17 protein-coding genes and 1 CRISPR repeat array are annotated in these 20,080 nt (G+C 39.1%); of the genes, 16 read left to right on the forward strand and 1 reads right to left on the reverse strand.

The features are described from left to right. Positions 1 to 247 precede the first annotated feature (247 nt). From FD46_RS06355 to cas2e, 8 genes are read left to right on the forward strand one after another with little or no spacing between them, the layout of a single operon-like run. Complete coding sequence (locus FD46_RS06355; RefSeq protein WP_057896323.1) at positions 248 to 3,010, forward strand: CRISPR-associated helicase/endonuclease Cas3; 2,763 nt, start codon at positions 248 to 250, stop codon at positions 3,008 to 3,010. Further along, positions 3,000 to 4,721, forward strand: a complete 1,722-nt coding sequence (locus FD46_RS06360; RefSeq protein ID WP_057896324.1) for a type I-E CRISPR-associated protein Cse1/CasA — start codon at positions 3,000 to 3,002, stop codon at positions 4,719 to 4,721. The genes FD46_RS06355 and FD46_RS06360 overlap by 11 nt, the downstream gene beginning before the upstream one ends. A gap of 9 nt (positions 4,722 to 4,730) precedes the next feature. After that, positions 4,731 to 5,294, forward strand: coding sequence for a type I-E CRISPR-associated protein Cse2/CasB (gene casB / locus FD46_RS06365; RefSeq protein ID WP_057896325.1), 564 nt, complete (start codon positions 4,731 to 4,733; stop codon positions 5,292 to 5,294). A gap of 41 nt (positions 5,295 to 5,335) precedes the next feature. Beyond that, positions 5,336 to 6,418 carry a type I-E CRISPR-associated protein Cas7/Cse4/CasC gene (gene cas7e / locus FD46_RS06370; protein WP_057896326.1) on the forward strand — a complete coding sequence of 361 codons (1,083 nt, stop codon included), beginning with the start codon at positions 5,336 to 5,338 and terminating at the stop codon, positions 6,416 to 6,418. Further along, positions 6,399 to 7,142 carry a type I-E CRISPR-associated protein Cas5/CasD gene (cas5e, locus tag FD46_RS06375; RefSeq protein WP_057896327.1) on the forward strand — a complete coding sequence of 248 codons (744 nt, stop codon included), beginning with the start codon at positions 6,399 to 6,401 and terminating at the stop codon, positions 7,140 to 7,142. Before cas7e ends, cas5e begins: the two co-directional genes overlap by 20 nt. A 13-nt stretch (positions 7,143 to 7,155) precedes the next feature. Further along, positions 7,156 to 7,824, forward strand: a complete 669-nt coding sequence (cas6e, locus tag FD46_RS06380) for a type I-E CRISPR-associated protein Cas6/Cse3/CasE (RefSeq protein WP_057896328.1) — start codon at positions 7,156 to 7,158, stop codon at positions 7,822 to 7,824. Positions 7,825 to 7,827: 3 nt separating this feature from the next. Beyond that, positions 7,828 to 8,781 (forward strand): type I-E CRISPR-associated endonuclease Cas1e, encoded by a 954-nt coding sequence (gene cas1e, locus FD46_RS06385; RefSeq protein WP_057896329.1) that lies wholly within the window; start codon positions 7,828 to 7,830, stop codon positions 8,779 to 8,781. Next, positions 8,778 to 9,668 (forward strand): type I-E CRISPR-associated endoribonuclease Cas2e, encoded by an 891-nt coding sequence (gene cas2e, locus FD46_RS06390; RefSeq protein ID WP_057896330.1) that lies wholly within the window; start codon positions 8,778 to 8,780, stop codon positions 9,666 to 9,668. Before cas1e ends, cas2e begins: the two co-directional genes overlap by 4 nt. 29 nt (positions 9,669 to 9,697) lie before the next feature. Next, positions 9,698 to 11,312: a CRISPR direct-repeat array (repeat unit 29 nt; unit sequence GTATTCCCCACGTATGTGGGGGTGATCCT). Positions 11,313 to 11,573: 261 nt separating this feature from the next. Here cas2e and FD46_RS06395 read toward each other — a convergent pair. Continuing rightward, positions 11,574 to 12,476: a YitT family protein gene (locus tag FD46_RS06395; protein WP_057896331.1), complete on the reverse strand. Its 903-nt coding sequence runs from the start codon at positions 12,474 to 12,476 to the stop codon at positions 11,574 to 11,576. Between the two features lie 167 nt (positions 12,477 to 12,643). On the opposite strand from FD46_RS06395, the gene dapB reads away from it, so the two are divergent. The 8 genes from dapB to FD46_RS06435 all read left to right on the forward strand — a co-directional run bounded on the left by dapB (position 12,644) and on the right by FD46_RS06435 (position 20,072). Continuing rightward, positions 12,644 to 13,432: a 4-hydroxy-tetrahydrodipicolinate reductase gene (dapB, locus tag FD46_RS06400; protein ID WP_057896857.1), complete on the forward strand. Its 789-nt coding sequence runs from the start codon at positions 12,644 to 12,646 to the stop codon at positions 13,430 to 13,432. Then, a complete protein-coding gene (locus tag FD46_RS06405) occupies positions 13,429 to 14,643 on the forward strand; it encodes a CCA tRNA nucleotidyltransferase (RefSeq protein ID WP_057896332.1) in 1,215 nt (404 codons plus the stop codon). Before dapB ends, FD46_RS06405 begins: the two co-directional genes overlap by 4 nt. Positions 14,644 to 14,655: 12 nt before the next feature. Next, positions 14,656 to 16,545 (forward strand): ABC-F family ATP-binding cassette domain-containing protein, encoded by a 1,890-nt coding sequence (locus FD46_RS06410; RefSeq protein ID WP_057896333.1) that lies wholly within the window; start codon positions 14,656 to 14,658, stop codon positions 16,543 to 16,545. 18 nt (positions 16,546 to 16,563) lie between these two features. Then, the gene (locus FD46_RS06415) at positions 16,564 to 17,520 is read left to right on the forward strand and encodes a thymidylate synthase (protein ID WP_057896334.1); all 957 of its coding nucleotides are present in this window, start codon (positions 16,564 to 16,566) and stop codon (positions 17,518 to 17,520) included. A 17-nt stretch (positions 17,521 to 17,537) separates the two neighbouring features. Further along, positions 17,538 to 18,041 carry a dihydrofolate reductase gene (locus FD46_RS06420; RefSeq protein ID WP_057896335.1) on the forward strand — a complete coding sequence of 168 codons (504 nt, stop codon included), beginning with the start codon at positions 17,538 to 17,540 and terminating at the stop codon, positions 18,039 to 18,041. Between the two features lie 222 nt (positions 18,042 to 18,263). After that, positions 18,264 to 19,211 carry an SGNH/GDSL hydrolase family protein gene (locus tag FD46_RS06425; protein WP_057896336.1) on the forward strand — a complete coding sequence of 316 codons (948 nt, stop codon included), beginning with the start codon at positions 18,264 to 18,266 and terminating at the stop codon, positions 19,209 to 19,211. After that, entirely contained in the window at positions 19,208 to 19,834 is a 627-nt protein-coding gene (locus FD46_RS06430) for a YpmS family protein (protein ID WP_057896337.1), read from the forward strand. The genes FD46_RS06425 and FD46_RS06430 overlap by 4 nt, the downstream gene beginning before the upstream one ends. 13 nt (positions 19,835 to 19,847) lie before the next feature. After that, the gene (locus FD46_RS06435) at positions 19,848 to 20,072 is read left to right on the forward strand and encodes a YozE family protein (protein ID WP_057896338.1); all 225 of its coding nucleotides are present in this window, start codon (positions 19,848 to 19,850) and stop codon (positions 20,070 to 20,072) included. Positions 20,073 to 20,080 lie beyond the last annotated feature (8 nt).

A 20,080-nucleotide genomic window follows, 5' to 3' on the forward strand; every position in this document is an offset into this window, starting at 1 on the left:
AGTAACTTAACCTTAGTATGTTACTGTTAATATTTCAGTTAGCTGTAATAATTATAAAAAAGCCCCTTTCTTACATCAGTTAATGAGACTTCATTTTATTTAAGATTCGAACTTATCCTAGATGATTAGGAATAGATGAAAGTGATGATCTTTAAGTGTCTTCAGTTATATTCGTGATTTAATTGCTAACTGATGTATAATAATGTTACTTAAATTGTGTAATTAAATGTGAAGGGATATGTAGTAGATGGTTGATCTAACTAGAAGGGAGCAAATTTTATGGGCCAAAAAAAGGTCCGAAAACGGTAGTCAACGATGGCTGCCATTAATTACTCACCTAATTGATGTACAAAAAACAATTAATTGGCTGTTTAATCACTGGCTCAGTGGTGAACAAAGTCAATTAATTTCTAATGGCTTTTCTGATGAGGAAATCCAAAAATTAGTGAAATTTATTGGATTCTCCCATGACATTGGAAAAGCAACACCGGCATTTCAAACAAAGCCATCATATGGTCGTGAACGATCACTTGATGATGAAATTATTGAGCGTTTAGTTAGAAATGGTTTTGCAAAACTAGATGATGCACTTTTTATGTCTGCTTCAAAGTCACCTCATGCTGAAGCTGGTGAAGCAATTTTGGAAGATTTTGGTGTCCCTATTTCAGTGGGTGCTATTATTGGCGGTCACCATGGCAAACCATTGCAGGATGCACCCAGAAGACAATTGAATGACTACACGGCTAATTATTATCAAAGTGATGTTGATCAAGCGGTTCAAAAGCGTTGGAAACAGGTTCAAACAGACATCTTTGATTGTGGTTTAGAATTATCTGGATATGAAAGTATTGACCAAATTCCTTCGGTTAATCAACCACAGGCAGTCCTTTTAGAAGGCCTTTTAATTATGGCCGATTGGCTAGCATCAAGTGAATATCTAAATGATGATGAGTCAAAACCGCTTTTCCCATTGATTCAAATGGATCAGTCTTTTACCGATATTGATATGACGAGCCGTTTTGAACACGCAATTGAAACTTGGGATCTAAGCGGTGAATGGCAGCCACAAAGTGTTTTGACTGAAAATGATCCATACAAATCTCGCTGGGGGTTCAATGCTCGCCCGGTTCAGTCGACTACGACTAGCGTAATTGGGGACACTATTGATCCAGGAATGGTGATTGTTGAAGCTCCGATGGGCCTTGGCAAAACCGAGATTGCTTTAGTTGCTGCTGAACAATTAGCATATAAAAAGGGTGAAGATGGTGTATTCTTGGGGTTGCCGACCCAGGCCACAACTAATGCTATGTTTGATCGGGTTGATAGTTGGCTAGAAAAACTGGCAGAAGATCAAGTTGAAAATTTTTCAATTAAATTAATGCATGGTAAAGCTCAATTTAATAAAAATTATCAAAAACTACCTTATGCTTCGAACATTGATGATCCTGATGATTCAGGCAAGGCCGGATCCGTAGTTGTCAATTCGTGGTTTTCCGGCAAAAAGTCAATTTTAACTAAATTTACAGTTGGAACGATCGATAATCTCTTATTGATGGGATTAAAACAAAAACATTTATTTTTAAAACACCTGGGATTTAGTGGCAAAGTCGTCATTATTGATGAAGTTCATGCTTATGACAGCTACATGAACCAATACTTATATAAAGCAATAAATTGGCTGGGGGCTTATCATGTGCCAACCGTGATTTTATCTGCAACTTTGCCAAAAGAAAAACGAAATTTGCTTTTAATTGCATATTTAAAGGGTAAGTACGGTAAAAAGTACAAACAAATTTTTGAAGCTTCTACAGGTTGGCAAGATACACAAGCTTATCCTTTACTAAGTATTTTGGATGGCAGCAAGTTAACACAAGTTTCAAATTTTCCAGGGCAGAGCGATCAGCCGATAACCCAATTGTATGTTAAACGCCTCAATCTTGACGATAAAACGTTGATACAGCACGTTTTACATAAAATTAGTGCTGGCGGAATTGCCGGAATTATCGTTAATACTGTCCGACGGGCTCAGGCACTTGCTAGGCTGGTCCCCAAAGATACCAAACTGATGATTTTTCACTCTGCTTTTCTTTCACCAGATCGGGAGAAACAGGAAGAGGCTTTACAAAATTCAATTGGTAAACATGGTCAGCGCCCTACTAAAATGATCGTCATTGGTACTCAGGTATTGGAACAGTCTTTGGACATTGACTTCGACGTTTTGTATACGGACATTGCACCAATGGACTTAATATTACAGCGAGCCGGTCGTCTTCATCGGCACGATATTAAAAGGCCAGAAGCACTTAAAGTACCGCAGGTATATGTAATGGGGATCAATGATTTTGGTGATTATGGAGATGCTAACCAAGCGATCTATCCGAAATATTTACTGATAAAAACGGATTATTTTTTAAAAAGTGAAATTACTTTACCAGATGATATTTCAAAACTTGTTCAGGAGGTTTATGATCCCCATACAGACAATCAAGTTGGTGACATTGCTGATGCTAAAGCAGAATTTGATAATAATTTTGAGACAGAAAAACATAAAGCCAATGCTTTTCAGATTGATAAACCGAGCTATGGAAGAAATGCCACCATTCATGGTTGGTTGAATCGCGGCCAAGCTGATGTTGATAAAGATGAACAAAAAGCCAATGCGGCGGTCCGAGATATCAGAGAAACCCTTGAAGTTATTTTATTGAAACACACAAATAAGGGTGATTTTTTGTTAGATGGTCGTCATTTGGCTAAAGTTGCGCCACAAGAGATTGCCGAACAGTTGATTAAAATTCCCTCAACAGTTACACCGAGGATTGATAAAGCAATTGATGCTTTAGAAAATTTGACGAGCAAATACTATCCCCAGTGGCAGGAAAGTTCATGGTTAAGGGGGGCACTAGCATTGCCACTAGATGATAACTCATCAGCAAGGTTAGGTGAATGGTCCCTTAAGTACACTTCAAAGTTTGGACTAAGTTATGAAAAGGAGGATGAAAATGAGCGATAGGAAATTCAATTTGGCTACTGATCCTTGGCTTAAAGTGATTGAGAAGGATACAAATCAAGAAAAAACAGTTTCATTAATAAAACTGTTTCAAAATGCTCATAATTATCGAGAATTGGCTGGTGAGATGCGTTCGCAGGACTTGGCTATTTTGCGGTTTCTACTGGCAATTTTAACGACGGTTTATTCGCGATTTAATGCCAAAAATGAACCGTATGATTGGTTAACAATTGATGAAAGCACAATGCAAGTGAGCAAAAGTGTCAATGAGGATGATTATGATCAAGAAGATGAGAATGATCTTTTTGATACTTGGAAGACGTTATATCAGAACGGAAATGGACATTTCACAGAAATTGTAACGAACTATTTGAAACGGTATGAAGATCATTTTTGTCTGTTTGGTGAGCACCCATTTTATCAGGTAACTGAAAGCGAATATAACTTTTTTGTGCCAGCCAAGAAGCAAATTAAGGATGGTAAGGGTTCTGGAACAGTCGCCGTTAAACAGATTAACCGGCAAATTTCAGAAAGTGCTCATACACCGGCGGTTTTTTCTCCCAAGGTTGGTGAATTTAAAAATGATATTAAACTTGATGAACTCGTTCGTTGGTTAATTACCTATCAGAATTTTACCGGTGTGACCGATAAAACTAAGATTAAAACTACCGAAAAATTTTCGGTTTCTCGAGGTTGGCTCTATCAGTTAAATTCGGTATTTGCAGCTGGTAATACGCTTTTTCAAACGTTGATGTTAAATCTGGTTTTAGTGAGAAAGGACAAAATGTATTATCCCCAAAAGCCTGTTTGGGAATATGAAAGTGTTGAAAACTACGTAAATAAACGAAAAAAGCAACAAATACCAGACAACATAGCAGAAATCTATACATCATGGTCACGGATACTTCATATTGATTGGGATCAAGGGGGACTGCCAACAATTTTTAGTGCTGGGATACCAATGTTTGAAAACGAAGATGCTTTCATTGAACCGATGACGATTTGGAGGATTGACAAAAAGACTAATCGATACAAACCGGCTGTTAAATGGCTTCAGTCATTAGGGACAGCAATGTGGCGTAACTTTGGTCAATACGTCAACGTAAATGGATCTGATGATATTCATGAGCCCGGAATCGTTGAATGGTTAAACTTATTAAAAAATAAAGGAATCATACCATACAATTTCCACTTAACCCTTGCTTCGGCTATTTTGATAAGCGATGGTAATGCAACATCACAGGCACCAGCAGCCGAAGTATCTGATGATATGCATATTAATGCGGCTGTGCTTTTCGATGAAAGGAATCCCGATTATTGGCCAAAACGAATTGAAGACACGATTGAACTTACCCAGGTTATTGGGAAAGACTTTTGGCGATTTGCAATGACGATTGGTCAGATTCGTAATTATGATGCTCGTTCATTTGCTAATCGTTTGAGCAGTAAATTTTATGAGAGCTTAAATGAACCATTCAAAGCATGGCTGGCGCATTTAACAAATCATGATGATCGAGAAAGGAAAATTGAATTATGGAAAGAAACCCTCCGCAAACTTGTTTTGGATGCTGCAAGCCAAGTTATCCAATCAAGTTCACCTAGAGATATCCGTGGCTTGGTAGATGATAAGGGGCTCGTAAATAATATTTTTACTGTTAATAATCATTTACGGTACAAATTACAAGTTGATCTTAAAATAGAGAGGAAAGGGTGATCAAAGTTTATGCCATATAAAATTCAAAATGCTGCTATCAGAATTATCCAGAAGCTTTATGGCAATGGCAGTTTAGATAAAGCTGTTTTGGCAAGTGCAAGAAGTGGAGCAACTATTAATAGTCAGAGAGCCCAAAGAGTATGGCCAATTATGATGGCCAATCTGGACGATAATATGCTTAGTAAAACTGGTAAGCCAACATATGCTGAAATTGCGATATATGCAGCAATTCACTTTTACGCCATTTATCAACAAGGAAAAGAAACAATTGTCTATGGTTCCGCTGGACCAGCTGAAGGCGCAGATGGACTTCAACTTTTTCAAGCATTGGCAAATTTGCGTAAGAGAGACGAAACTAGAGTAGCATTGGATCGTCGGGTTCAAGCAATCTTGGGAACGACGAATATTAATAGCGTGATTAACGGGATTACACATTTGATTGAGATATTAAAAGCTAATCCTAATCTGCCAAAAATTGATTTTGCCAAATTAGCTGAGAATCTCTATTGGTTCCAATTAAGCTATGAGTATGCTAATAATGTCCGCTTACTTTGGGGGCAGCAGTATTTTTGAGTAATCACATCCGCAACTAAATTTAAAGAGGAGAAAAACTAATGAGCAAAAATTTATATATTGACCTGAATGTTTTACAAACTGTACCATCATCCAACATTAATCGAGATGATACAGGAGCCCCTAAAACGGCACTTTATGGTGGGGTGACACGGGCTCGGGTATCTTCTCAAAGTTGGAAACACGCTATTCGAACATCATTTAAAGCAGAAAACGTTGATATTGGTACCAGAACTAAAAAAGCGGTTAAATTATTGGCAGACAAAATGGTAGTGATTGATTCCTCCTTAAATGGGGAATCTGCAATCAAAAAGGCCACTGAAGTATTTAAGACTGCAGGTATTAAGATCAATAAAGATGGTGAAACGGGAGCACTCTTACTAGTTAGCCCGGGTCAACTTGGGAAGCTGGCCCAATATGTAACGGAACATGAAAAATTTGACAAGAAGGAGATCAAAAGGGTCTTGAAGCGTGACGATTCTTTAGACTTAGCCCTTTTTGGCCGAATGGTAGCGGATAATCCTGAATTAAACGTTGATGCGTCGGCTCAAGTTGCCCATGCTATTTCTACTCATGAAATTGTTCCCGAATTTGATTACTACACGGCTCTAGATGACTTACAATCAGAAGATTCCGCAGGAGCTGCAATGTTGGGAACAATTGAGTTTAACTCTGCTACTTTATATCGATATGCTAACGTGAATGTGAACGAACTGGTGCGAAATTTGGGTAAAGATGATGCTGTTCAGGGTATTTCTGCATTCATCAAGTCATTTGTTCTTTCAATGCCAACCGGTAAACAGAATACCTTTGCCAATAAGACTCTACCAAACTACATTATGATAACTATTCGGACAGATACGCCCGTTAACTTAGTTTCGGCTTTTGAAGATCCGGTTAGGTCAAATCATGGATATGTTGAAAAATCAATTAAAGGTCTTGAAGACGAGTATCAGTCAATTCAGAAAAGTGGGCTGATTAACAAGCCAGCGTTAAATGTTGTTTTAATAAATGGTAAGTATGACTCTCAACTTGCTGAATCAGTTACCAACTTGGGTGAACTCCTCAATAAAGTTACCAAGACGTTAACAGAGGTGGTACAGGATGAAAACGCTAACGATTAGATTAACTTCACCATTGCAATCATATGGAAATGAAGCATCATTTGCTCGAAGAACAAGTGGAGACTATCCATCCAAAAGTGCTGTCGTTGGCATGATAGCGGCAGCTTTAGGGTACAGACGAGATGATCAACGTATTTCTAAATTAAATGAATTAAGCTTTGCCGTTCGAGTCGATCAGCGCGGCAAAAATCTGACCGATTTTCAAACCGTAGAGTGGAAGAAAAATACCCGAAAAATTACGTATCGTAATTATTTGCAGGATGCAGTATTTATGGTTGGAATTGGTCATGAAAATGAAGCAATGATTGATAAAATTGAACAGGCCTTAAGAAACCCAAAGTTTCAATTATTTCTTGGACGACGATCGAATGTGCCAGCTGGAATCCTAGATTTAAAAGCAATTTCTAATACCAATCCAATTATGGCTTTAGAAGAACTGAAGTGGCAAGCTTCACCATGGTATCAAGAAAAAAAGTGGTGGCAAACCAAGCAAGAATTTGTGGAACACATTGAAATTATTGCCGACGCCAATTTATTACCCCAAAAAAGAAGCATACTAGCAAAAGACCAAGTGGAATCTTTTGATCAACGAAATCGAAGACACGGATTTAGGCCAATCGCTATTGAAGAGGTTAGGTTAAAGAACCCCTATGTTGAACGAGCACAAGCCGCAATTAATCCGCAAGATCCCAATACCCATCATGATCCAATGCAATTTCTCTAGAAAGGAGTGCAATATGTATCTATCAAGAGTTCAAATTGACGTTAATAATCGTCAAAAAACTAAGGACCTAACCCATCTTGGAGCTTTTCATGACTGGATTGAACACTGCTTTCCAGATGAAATAAAGGCTCATAATCGTTATCGCCATTTATGGCGAATTGATCAATTAGCTGATAAAAAGTACCTATTGTTATTAAGCAAAGAAAGGCCGGATTTAACTGAACTTGTAAAATATGGGGTTCCCCAAACAACAATGTCACGGGCTTATGATCCATTTTTAATGCAAATTCAAGAAGGACAAATTATGCAGTTCCGATTAACAGCCAATCCAACCCATGCTATCAAACGCCAAGACAGTAAACAGCCACGGATTGTTCCTCACATTACAATTCAGCAGCAGGGAAAGTGGTTAGCTGATCGGGCTGACAAGCTGGGATTTCAACTAGTTGAGCAAAATCAAGATAGGCTTTCGAGCGTTCCAGAGCTGGCAGCATTTGATATTATTAACCGAGATTGGCCGATTTTGCGACATGGTGGTCGAAGAATTCGTTTGAGTCGGGTTACTTTTGAAGGCCTTTTAAGAGTCAAAAATTTGGAAAAGTTTAAACAAACATTGGAAAATGGAGTTGGACGCGAAAGGGCCTTTGGAATGGGCCTAATGACAGTTATTCCAAGAGGTTAAATCATGAATAAAAATATGGGTGCCAAAAAGCCTGAATTGTCGGAACTAAGTCGGGTGCGGGACCGAATTACGTTTCTTTATCTTGAACACGCCAAATTGAATCGCCAAGACAGTGCCATTATGGTTTCGGATAATCGGGGCAATGTTTTTGTGCCAGTTGCAATTGTTAGCGTACTGCTGCTTGGTCCCGGTGTCGACATTACTCATCGAGCAATGGAACTAATTGGTGATGCTGGAATGGGTGCTGTCTGGGTTGGCGAACAAGGTGTCCGACAATATGCTCATGGGCGATCTTTAAATCATTCTTCGCGACTACTTCAAGCTCAGGCAAGATTAGTTTCGAATAAACGGGCACGCGTTGCAGTTGCACGAAAAATGTACCAAATGCGATTCCCGGATGATGATGTATCGGAGTTATCAATGCAAGAGCTTCGCGGGAAGGAAGGTAGTCGGGTGCGAGGCGTGTATCGTATGCAATCTCAAAAAACAAAAGTCCAGTGGTCACGTCGGGAATATAATCCAGATAATTTCGAAGCAGGAACACCAATTAATAAGGCTCTTACAGCTGCTCACCAAGCTTTGTATGGCTTGAGTTATAGTGTGATTGTAGCGCTGGGGGCCTCTGCTGGTTTGGGGTTTGTCCATACCGGTCATGATTTATCATTTGTTTACGATTTTGCCGATTTGTATAAAGCAGAATTTTCAATTCCAATTGCTTTTCAGATTGCCGCAAAATACAGTCATGATAGGGACATTGGTTCTAGGACCCGATTAGCAATGCGAGATGCTTTTGCTAATGGTAAGTTATTAGTGCGAATGGTCAAAGATTTAAAATCAATTCTGGGTGTGACTGAAACTGATATTAGCGTCGATGTTATTAATCTCTGGGATGATAAAATGGGCTTGCAAAAATTTGGTGTTCAATATCACGAATTTGAAGAAGATGATGGTGCATGATTGTCATCACACTGACAAAAGTTCCTCAATCCTTACGGGGAGATTTGACTAAGTGGTATCAGGAGGTTCAAACAGGCGTTTATGTCGGCAACGTTAGTGCTAGAATCAGGGACTTACTTTGGGATCGAATCATGAAAAATATTGGCAATGGTGAAGCAACAATGGTTTACAATACCAACAGTGAATTGGGCTATCAAATGGAAACGACCCGAAAAGACTACCAAGTTATTGATTATGATGGAATTCCATTAATGATGCGCCTTAACACAACTCCCGGTCCTGTTAAACATGGATTCAGTAACGCAGCCAAATTTCATCGAGCCAAAGTTATGACACATAGAACTGATAGAAAAAGGGCACATAAGCTTCAAAAACAAGTAACGGCAATTGACCTTGAAACAACCGGGCTAAAGGTAGCAACTGATAAAATTATTTCTATTGGCGCAGTCAAAAAAGTCGAAAATGGTGAAATTGATCAATTTTATAAACTTATTCAGGTTAACGATAACATTCAAACGAAAATAACGACCTTAACAGGGATTTCTTCTGACTTGCTAAAGACAAGGGGAATTAATTTGGATTCAGCATTGCAACAATTAAAAGAGTTTGTTGGACAATCAGTCATTGTGGGGTATAATTTGCGATTTGATCAAGAATTTCTGTCCTATGGTTTCAAGAAAATTGGTCAACCAGGCCTATCCAATCAAATGGTAGATCTAATGCCAGTTGTAAAAAAAACAAATAAATTTCTTGATAATTATCGTTTAAGTACGGTACTTAAAGAATACTCAGTCAGAAATTCAAAACCACATCATGCATTATCTGATGCTCAAGCAACCCTTGAATTGGAGACCAAACTCATAGAAAATGGACATTTACTAATTTAGAAATGCTGTTATGACGGGAATCGTTTAGTGTATTCCCCACGTATGTGGGGGTGATCCTAATTCTGCAGTAGGAACTAACCTTTTAAAAGGGTATTCCCCACGTATGTGGGGGTGATCCTGTCCTTTCGGACAGCCCTAAAGCAATAGCAAAGTATTCCCCACGTATGTGGGGGTGATCCTGATATTGCAAGGAAGAGGATTTATAAGAGAGAGTATTCCCCACGTATGTGGGGGTGATCCTACTTGTTAAATCCGAACCTATTTGTGCTTTAAGTATTCCCCACGTATGTGGGGGTGATCCTATCATATAACGGCTTGTAAAGTTCTTACCGAGGTATTCCCCACGTATGTGGGGGTGATCCTAATCAAAGATGCAATGATTGCTAACCTTTCAGGTATTCCCCACGTATGTGGGGGTGATCCCGCTCATCAACGATAGGATCCAAGTCAAGAATGGTATTTCCCACGTATGTGGGGGTGATCCTGTAAGAGCTGCTGAAGTTTGTCGAAAAGCATTGTATTCCCCACGTATGTGGGGGTGATCCTAATGATGGATAGCTTATTCTTAGAAACTGTTAGTATTCCCCACGTATGTGGGGGTGATCCTGTTCTATTTTTACCATTAGCAGAGTAATACACGTATTCCCCACGTATGTGGGGGTGATCCTACTAGATTATATTTGTTAAATCCTATAGAGGTGTATTCCCCACGTATGTGGGGGTGATCCTGTGCCATCTTGAGTTAAATCTGCATATGCACTGTATTCCCCACGTATGTGGGGGTGATCCCACCTGATGTATAGCTCCACATTTCGGATGATTGTATTCCCCACGTATGTGGGGGTGATCCTAAAGATGAAAGGCGGATCATCTAGTAAATTAAGTATTCCCCACGTATGTGGGGGTGATCCCTTAGTTGCATTAGATTCTTTAAGAGCTTTCTGGTATTCCCCACGTATGTGGGGGTGATCCTTGCCGCTGCTTGTGAGGGTGACTTCATTGATTGTATTCCCCACGTATGTGGGGGTGATCCTTATAATACCGGTTTTTCGTTTAATATATCCTTGTATTCCCCACGTATGTGGGGGTGATCCTTTGATTGCCATTTTGTCGGGTATCTTTTCTTTGTATTCCCCACGTATGTGGGGGTGATCCTGCTTGACTGACTTGCAATAATCACACTTTCCAGTATTCCCCACGTATGTGGGGGTGATCCTAGCACTGTTTCAGGTATGCAGACAGACCTTGCGTATTCCCCACGTATGTGGGGGTGATCCTAATCCAAAATTATTGGAGGCAGATGACTCAAAGTATTCCCCACGTATGTGGGGGTGATCCTGGTCAAACAGTCTATACAACGGATGTAGTCATGTATTCCCCACGTATGTGGGGGTGATCCCATGACTATCAATTTTGTCTTGATAGAAGTAAGGTATTCCCCACGTATGTGGGGGTGATCCTGTAACTAAAGTAAAATTATGCTTTAAAGATGAGTATTCCCCACGTATGTGGGGGTGATCCTAAAAATGCTTATTTGTTCTTAGATTATGAAGAGTATTCCCCACGTATGTGGGGGTGATCCCTAAAATTTAGCCTGCTGGCTGTGTTGTAGCAGGTATTCCCCACGTATGTGGGGGTGATCCTCGAAGATTTTGCAGTAAAGTACAACAAACTTGGTATTCCCTTTAATTACAATATAAATAAACTAAATCGTTATTTTAAGCATAAGAGGCAAGTGAAAGGTACTGAGTATGGTTTTCCTTTAAATTGGAAAGAAATTTTGCTTAAATAAATAAAAATAAGCTCAATCTGAGAAATACCTCCAGAGTTAAAGCCCTTACTTTAAACTTTTGGGGTTATGCCTCAATCTCTAAAATGAGATGAGCTTATTTTTAATAAAATTGCTTATTTATAGGTTTTTTTCTTTTTTCTTAGACTCAATTTTGACTTCGGAACATCAAACGAGAAGCCTTCGCCAAGTACTTCGTTAACTGACAGGATAGAGACAAATGCTCTTTTATCGTTATCATTTATGATATGCTTTAGTGTCATTAATTCGCTGGGGCTGATTACGCAGTAAATGGCTTGGTACTGTTCCTTAGAGTAGCCGCCCATTGCCTGCAGATAACTGACTCCGCGTCCCAATTTCAACATAACTTCTTGGGCAATTTTATCATACTGCCTGCTGATGATAACAACACCACGAGCCGCATAAGCGCCCTCTAGTGTGAAAGTAACGATTTTTGAGAAGACATATGAAGCAAGCAGCGTATACATCATTTTACGAATATCAACGTAGCTAAGCGATGCGCTTAAAACAAGTGCGTCAAGAAAAAGCAGGGTTTTACCCATGGAAATTCCATGGCTGTTTTCAAAGATCCGGGCGACTATATCGGTCCCGCCGGTCGTGCCGCCAAAGCGATAGACAATGCCTGAACCTATGCCTCCAAATAGTCCGGCCAAGATGCCTGCGATAAAAAGATCATGGTTAATATTTAACTGGAAAGGAATCCGTTGCCAAAACCAAATAAAAAAAGAGAGCGAAAGCGTACCGTACAAAGTATAAATAAGAGCAGTTCTCCCAAGGTAACGATAACCGATTATAATTAACGGCAGATTAAGTACAATAGTTGAAAGCGCAGGATCGATGTGAAACCAATAGCGAATGATCAAAGTAATTCCGGTTATTCCGCCTTCAGCTAATTTGTTTGCAATATTAATTTTAACAAGTCCAAACGCATATAGCGCACAACCTAGTGAGATCATCATGAAGTCCAGCCAACGGACTTTAAGATTAGTTTGGTACATGAAATTTTTCCCCCTGTACGTCTTTTTAAAAGCTTCCAGGAAAGCATAACACAAATTTTGCCGAAGTGCGCTTTTCGCCGATCTTTTTCGTTATCCGCGAGATGATGCAAGCAGCAAAACAATCTGTTAGAATAAGGGGGAGAATCAAAAGAAAAAGGATGATTGCCATGATAAAAGTATTAGTTGCAGGATTTAAGGGTAGAATGGGTAACACTACAGTACAGATGGTAAATAAGAACAAAGATTTTGAACTAACCGCTGTTTATGACCCAAGGGCAACGGAGAGTAATCTCAACGAAGTTTCAGACTATCAAGAACTTGATGTGCCTGTTTATAATCAATTACAGCAAATTAACGGTGCTGAAGTCGATGTCTGGATTGACTTTACTTCACCCGATTCAGTATTCGAAAATGTAAAATACGCTCTTGAACAAAGAATCTCTCCTATTGTCGGAACTACAGGTTTGACTGACGATCAAGTTTCACAGCTGCAAGCACTTGCAAAGAAGGAAAAAATTGGTGGCTTGATTGCTCCTAACTTTGGAATTTCGGCTGTCTTGCTGATGCAGTTCGCACAGCAAGCCGCAAAATATCTGCCAGATGTTGAAATAATTGAAATGCATCATAACAATAAACTGGATGCTCCTAGCGGAACAGCATTGAATACTGCAAAGCTGATCTCAAAAGTACGCAAAGAAAAGGTACAGGGCAACCCTCAAGAAAAAGAAGTGCTTCCGGGTGCTAGAGGGGCTGATTATGAAGGAATGAAAATCCACAGTGTACGTCTACCTGGCTACGTTGCTCATGAACAGGTTCTTTTCGGCGGACAAGGCGAGGCCCTAACTATTAGACAGGATTCATTTGATCGCATTTCGTTCATGTCCGGTGTAGCAGTAGCAGTTTCAAAAATTCAAAATTATAACGAACTTTTTGTAGGGCTTGAGAATATCCTATGAGAATTCAAAATCTACCCACTCAGTTTCAAAGTGCAAAAATTATTTTGCAAAGAATCCAGCAAGCTGGATTCGAAGCCTATTTTGTAGGAGGCTGTGTGCGTGATACTTTGCTGAATGTACCTTTGCATGATGTCGATATCGCTACAAGCGCGTATCCTCAAGAAGTTAAGCAGATTTTTAAGAAAACTATCGATACGGGAATTGAACATGGTACTGTGACAGTAATGGATCATGGAAGGGCTTATGAAATAACTACTTTCAGGACTGAATCGACTTATCAAGACTTTCGTCGCCCAGATAAGGTTGAGTTTGTACGCTCATTAGCAGAAGACTTGAAACGTCGTGACTTGACAATCAACGCGTTGGCAATGAACTTAAATGGTACGGTAATTGATATGTTTACAGGACTTTCAGACCTGCAAAATAAGGTTATCCGAGCGGTCGGTAATCCTAAGGAACGCTATCATGAAGATGCTTTAAGAATGATGCGGACAGTGCGTTTTGCCAGTAAACTTGATTTTAAAATTGAAGAAAGAACATTAGCAGCTATTCAAACAAATGCAAAATTGCTAGAGAAAATCGCGGTTGAGCGAATTCATGTAGAATGGGCTAAGTTAATGCTTGGCAAGAATCCGCAACGCGGATTGAATGCTTTTCTTAAAACTAAACTCTATCAGTTTTGCCCCTTGTTTTTTGATAAGGAAAAACTTCTGCAAAAATTGCTGGAACTGCCTTCTTTTACTTTGGAAACTGAAGAAGGCGCATGGACTCTTTTCTTTTTCCTTGGTAATTTTTCAGATCGAAGAGCAGCTAAATTACTAAAGGCTTGGAAGAGTTCTAATGACCTGATCAGCACTATTTATAAAACATTGCATATTCTGCGGCTGGAAGAAGAAGGGCCTTTGTCAGCATGGGATGAATATCTGGCTGGGTTGAATTGTTTGCTATACGCAAATGAAGCTGCTTCTATTTTAGGCAAAGGGCAAAGCATAGCAGCAATCACGCAAAGGTATATGCAGCTGCCAATCAAGAACAAACACGAATTGGCAATTAACGGTTCAGACTTGATCCGATTTTTAGGTATCAAGCCTGGTCCTTTTGTGGGCCAAATACTTGATCAGCTGGAACGAAATGTTGTTTTAGGTGAACTTTCAAATGAACGAAAGATACTGTTGCAAGCGGCAGTTGCAGTGCAAAATCATTTAGAATGAAAGAGTGGCAATATGCAGACATTAAGGGTTGAAAACCTCAGCAAAACGTACGGGGAAAAAACACTGTTCGATAAACTGAATTTTATAATCAACGAACACGACAGAATAGGACTGATCGGAACAAACGGTTCGGGAAAGACATCCTTATTAAATGTTTTGACTGGGTGTGATGAACCTGATAGTGGTAAACTAATTGCTCCGCGCAATTACCGTATCAGTTACTTAAAGCAGAATCCTGAGCTTGACGAACATGTTTCTGTTTTATCTGCTATTTTTGAAGGTGCAGCCCCCGTTTTTCAAACTATTCGTAATTATGAAGAAGCGTTGAAGATTTACGGAGAAAATCCTGAAGATAAGAAAACACAGCAGAGATATGTAAATGCAGAAGAAGCAATGAATCGCGAGAATGCTTGGAGTGCAGAAAGTGACGTTAAGACTATCCTGACTCAGTTGCATCTGACACAGCTGGATCAAAAAATTGCTACACTTTCAGGCGGCCAGAAAAAAAGAATTGGCTTGGCTCAGGTATTGATTCAGGCTCCAGATCTTTTAGTCTTAGACGAGCCGACTAACCATCTGGATTTTGATTCGATTAATTGGCTGCAAGACTATTTGGCAAATTATAAAGGAGCACTCTTGGTAGTAACTCATGATCGCTACTTTTTAGACCAAATTGCTACTCAGATTATGGAGCTGTCTTTCGGTTCCTTGTTTAGCTATACTGGAAATTATCAGGATTTTGTACAGCAAAAGGCTGAAAGAGTGGCATTGGAAGAAGGAACTGCTCATAAGGAACAACAGCTTTATAAAAAAGAACTGGCTTGGATGCGAACTGGCGCTAAAGCTCGTACCACTAAGCAGCAGGCTAGGATAAACAGCTTTAACGAACTTGAAAGTGGATTGCATGCAACTCACCTTGAAGAAAAGGTTGACATTAATTTAAGCCAACAGCGTCTTGGTAAAAAGGTTTTAGAGTTAAAAAATGCTTCACTTAAAATCGGGACACATCAAATCATTAAGAATTTTGATCTTCTTGTGCAGGCAAAAGATCGGATTGGAATAACTGGGGCAAATGGTGCCGGTAAAACAAGTTTCCTTAATGCTTTAGCTGGGGAGATACCGCTGAAACAAGGTATGCTTGAGATTGGTCAGACAGTCAAGATGGCATATTATAAACAACAGATTGAACCTATTCCAGAAGATAAAAGAATGATCAGCTATCTGGATGATTACGCACAAAATGTTGTTGATGATAATGGTCAGCATGTCAGTACAACGCAACTGTTGGAGCAGTTTCTCTTCCCCCGCTTTATGCATGGTACCTTGATTCGTAAACTTTCAGGCGGTGAAAAAAGACGTCTATACCTACTGAAATTGTTGATGAGCAGTCCCAATGTTCTTTTACTGGATGAACCTACAAATGACCTTGATATTGCAACGTTAACGGTTTTAGAAGACTATCTTAGCACTTTCAACGGAGCGGTTATTACTGTTTCACATGATCGTTATTTCTTAGATAAGGTTGCAGATAAGCTATTGATTTTTTCTGGTGATGGGCACATAGAAAGAGCCGCTGGGCATTTCAGCGACTATCTTAAAGATCATCAAGACTTTGAAAAATATCAACCGACTGCCAAAAAAGAAAAGCCTGCTGTTCCAGATAAAGAACAGGCTGTGCAAGAAAAAACTAAACTGACTTATGCTGAAAAGGTTGAGTTAAAAGAAGTTGAAAGTGTGATTGATGGGCTTGAACAAAAGAAAACAAAACTACAAGACGAAATGGCAGTTTTACCAGGTGACGATTTTACAAAGCTCGGCGACTTGCAGCATAAGGTGGAAGAAACAGATCAAAAAATAGAAGAAAAAATGCAGCGCTGGGATTATCTGAGTCAATTTGAATAATAACAGGGGGATGTAAAAATGGCTATTGTGGAAACACCTTATTTACAGCTTGCGCGTGATATTTTAGAAAAGGGGCATCCCAAGAACGATCGTACCGGAACGGGTACCCGCAGTCTTTTTGGTTACCAGATGAGATTTGATCTTAGCAAGGGCTTTCCTCTATTAACTACCAAAAAAGTGGCTTTTGGTTTAGTGAAGAGTGAACTGCTATGGTTTTTGCGTGGTGATACAAATATCCGCTATCTGCTGCAGCACAATAATCACATTTGGGACGAATGGGCCTTTAAAAGATGGGTTGAAAGTAAAGATTACTCTGGCCCTGACATGCAAGACTTCGGTCATCGTGCACTTTTAGATAGCGCTTTTGCTGCTGAATATCAAAAGCAAAAGAACTTTTTTTGCGAACAGGTCTTAAATAATGATGATTTTGCTTCTAAGTACGGCGAACTAGGTGATGTTTATGGTGCACAGTGGCGCCACTGGAAAACACGTGATGGAAAAACAATTGACCAGATTCAGAATGTAATTACTAATATTCAAGAAAAACCCGATTCTCGTCGTCTAATAGTGACTGCTTGGAATCCTGAGGACGTGCCTGCAAGTGCGTTGCCGCCCTGTCATACTATTTTTCAGTTTTATGTTGCTAATGGTAAATTGAGCTGTCAACTGTACCAAAGAAGTGCGGATGTCTTTTTGGGAGTCCCCTTTAACATTGCAAGCTATGCACTTCTTACACACCTGATTGCCAGACAAACTGGACTTGAAGTTGGAGAATTTGTACACACATTAGGTGATGCACACATTTACAACAATCACTTTGAACAGATAAAAAAGCAGCTTGCTAGGGATGCAAAAGATGCTCCTAAGCTGTGGCTTAACCCATCAAAAAAGAATATTTTTGATTTTGAAATGGAAGATATTAAAGTTTTAGGATATGAACCTCATCCAGGGATTAAAGCCCCTGTCGCTGTTTAATTTAAGGAGGATGAAATATGCTGGCATATATTTGGGCAGAAGACCGTAATCATCATATCGGAATTGCTGGACACCTTCCTTGGAGTTTACCGGCTGATTTGGCTTACTTTAAAAAAATGACTTCGAATCATCCTATTGCAATGGGGCGCAAAACATTTGAGAGTCTGCCAGGTATTTTACCGCACAGACATCACTTTATACTTACTCGTTCGGAGTCCTTTGCACAGAAGTATAAAAAGAATGAACAAATTAGCATTGTTCATAGCGTTGAAGAGCTGCGTAAAAAAATGAATGAAGAAAGCGGGCTTGTCTTTATTATCGGCGGCGCATCCTTATTTGCACAATTTGCTTCTGACGTTGATTATCTGTATGTAACCCAGATTGATGCGCAATTTGCTGCAGATGTGACGATGCCGCCGCTTAAGATGGAAGACTTTGAATTATTGTCTCAAGAAGAGGGCATCGTTGACAAAAAGAATCGTTATCCGCATACTTTTAAAGTTTATCGCAGGAAAGATTAGTATAGTAATAAGGCAGTTGTATTTCGGCACGGAGCCCTTAAAATACAGCTGTTTTTTTATCTTTAAAGATAATTGTGTTATGTTTTAAAAATATAACTAAGCATTTTCTAACTTAACTCTTTTATAAAGAAATCATGCTGAATTTTTGGTATACTTATATCGTTTATAAAAAAATTAAACAGCATTCACGAGTTAGAAACTTAACGTGAGAAAGGAGCACATGTGAAAGTTTTAAAGAATTCTTTAGCCCTTTTGCTTATTCTTGCGGTGCTCACGGCCTTTGTTTATATGATACTTGGTTTCTTAATTGGAAATGGTGAACATTCTCATACTGAATCGACAGGTTTAAAGACTGTAAAGAAAGTAAAGGTTAAAAAACAGCATCTCAGTTTAGTTGCACTGGGGGATTCTCTTACACAAGGAGTTGGGGACCCGACAGCAGAAGGTGGTTATGTAAATCTAATTAAAGAGCGATTGCAAAAAAAACAGGATGTTAGCGTTCAAACTCAAAATTTTGGCAAAGCAGGTGATCGTAGTGATCAAATCTTAACACGACTTGAGCAGCAAACTGTTTTTCAGCAACGATTAGAAAAAGCCGATGTGATCGTGATGACTGTCGGTGGTAACGACTTGATGCAAGTCTTGCAGCAAAACTTTTCTTTGTTGACTACTAATGAACTTGCAAGTGCAATGCCCGGTGCACAAAAAAGGTATGCGCAAAATTTACAAAGATTACTAACTAAAGTTCGCAGCTACAATAACAAAGCACCTATTTTCTTATTCAGTGTGTACAATCCGTTTTATGTCTATTTTCCCAGCTTTACACAGCTGCAGCAGTACACTGATGAATGGAATAAAACGGCAGCATCTCTTGCTGCTAAAGAAAAGAAGGTTTATCCGGTAAATATTTCTCAAAAACTTTCTGAAGGACAATATCAAGGAAAGACTGCCCAGCTTAAGCAAACAACCTTGACAGACCTTAATACTGTCAACACTACTCAATTAGATAAGATTTTAAAGAATCAGAAAGAAAAAAATAAATATCTGTCAGCGAGTGATCATTTCCATCCAAACCTTCGCGGTTATGGTTACATGACAGACAGGCTATATGCTGCCATGTTGACGCATAAGACCACTTGGTTATTGCAAAAAGGAGAAACGTCAAGATGATGTATAGACGAACTCAAAAAAAAGAAAAGAAGAAAATGAATTATTGGAAATGGGCTTTCGTCGTTTTATTAGCGTTGGTTTTAGGAACATTACTGTTCTTATTTCATCAAGCAACTACTACTACGAGTGCTCAAAGACAAGTAGCACAGCAAAATTTTGATAACAGCAAATATACTACGATCAATGTGCGGATGAATAAAGAACAGTTAAATGCAGCCATCAACCATTATTTGGTACAGCAGCAGAAGAAAAAGCAGATTAAATACTTTTTTAATGTTGGAAATTCGGTTGCGTTGGTAGGAACAACTAAGGTTCTTGGACAAAACGTTTCATTTTCGCTCTATACTGATCCGACAGTCACTTCCTCTGGGAATATTTTGCTGCATGCAAAATCAGTAGCGATCGGATCTTTGAGCGCACCGCCTTCATTTATTTTAAATTATGTTAAAAACAATTACAATTTGGGTAAATGGACAACAATTAACAGCAAATCTAAAACGATCAGAATAAACTTAAACGATATGTCATTAAAACAAGGTATTCGCATACGTGCACAAAAAATTGATTTGTCCAAGGATGATTTTCGTTTTCAAGTAGATATTCCCCTTGAACAGACTAAGTGAAAGAAGGATAAAGATGTATCGAAAAAGCTTCTATCAGTTTTTAATGACTGAACGAAATCCTGACAGCAGTGATGAGATTGCTCAATTTGCCAACAATGCTTTTTATGATCAGAGTTTCCCGAAACTTTCTGAAAACTATGAAAAATTATCCCAGTATTTGGAACTAAATGGTAATTATCTGCCAACAATGACTATCTTTGATAGTGCTTGGCAGCGATATCTTGAAAAGATGCAATAAAAATAAAT

Origin of the sequence: Liquorilactobacillus oeni DSM 19972, from assembly GCF_001436275.1 — a bacterium.
GTDB lineage: Bacteria > Bacillota > Bacilli > Lactobacillales > Lactobacillaceae > Liquorilactobacillus > Liquorilactobacillus oeni.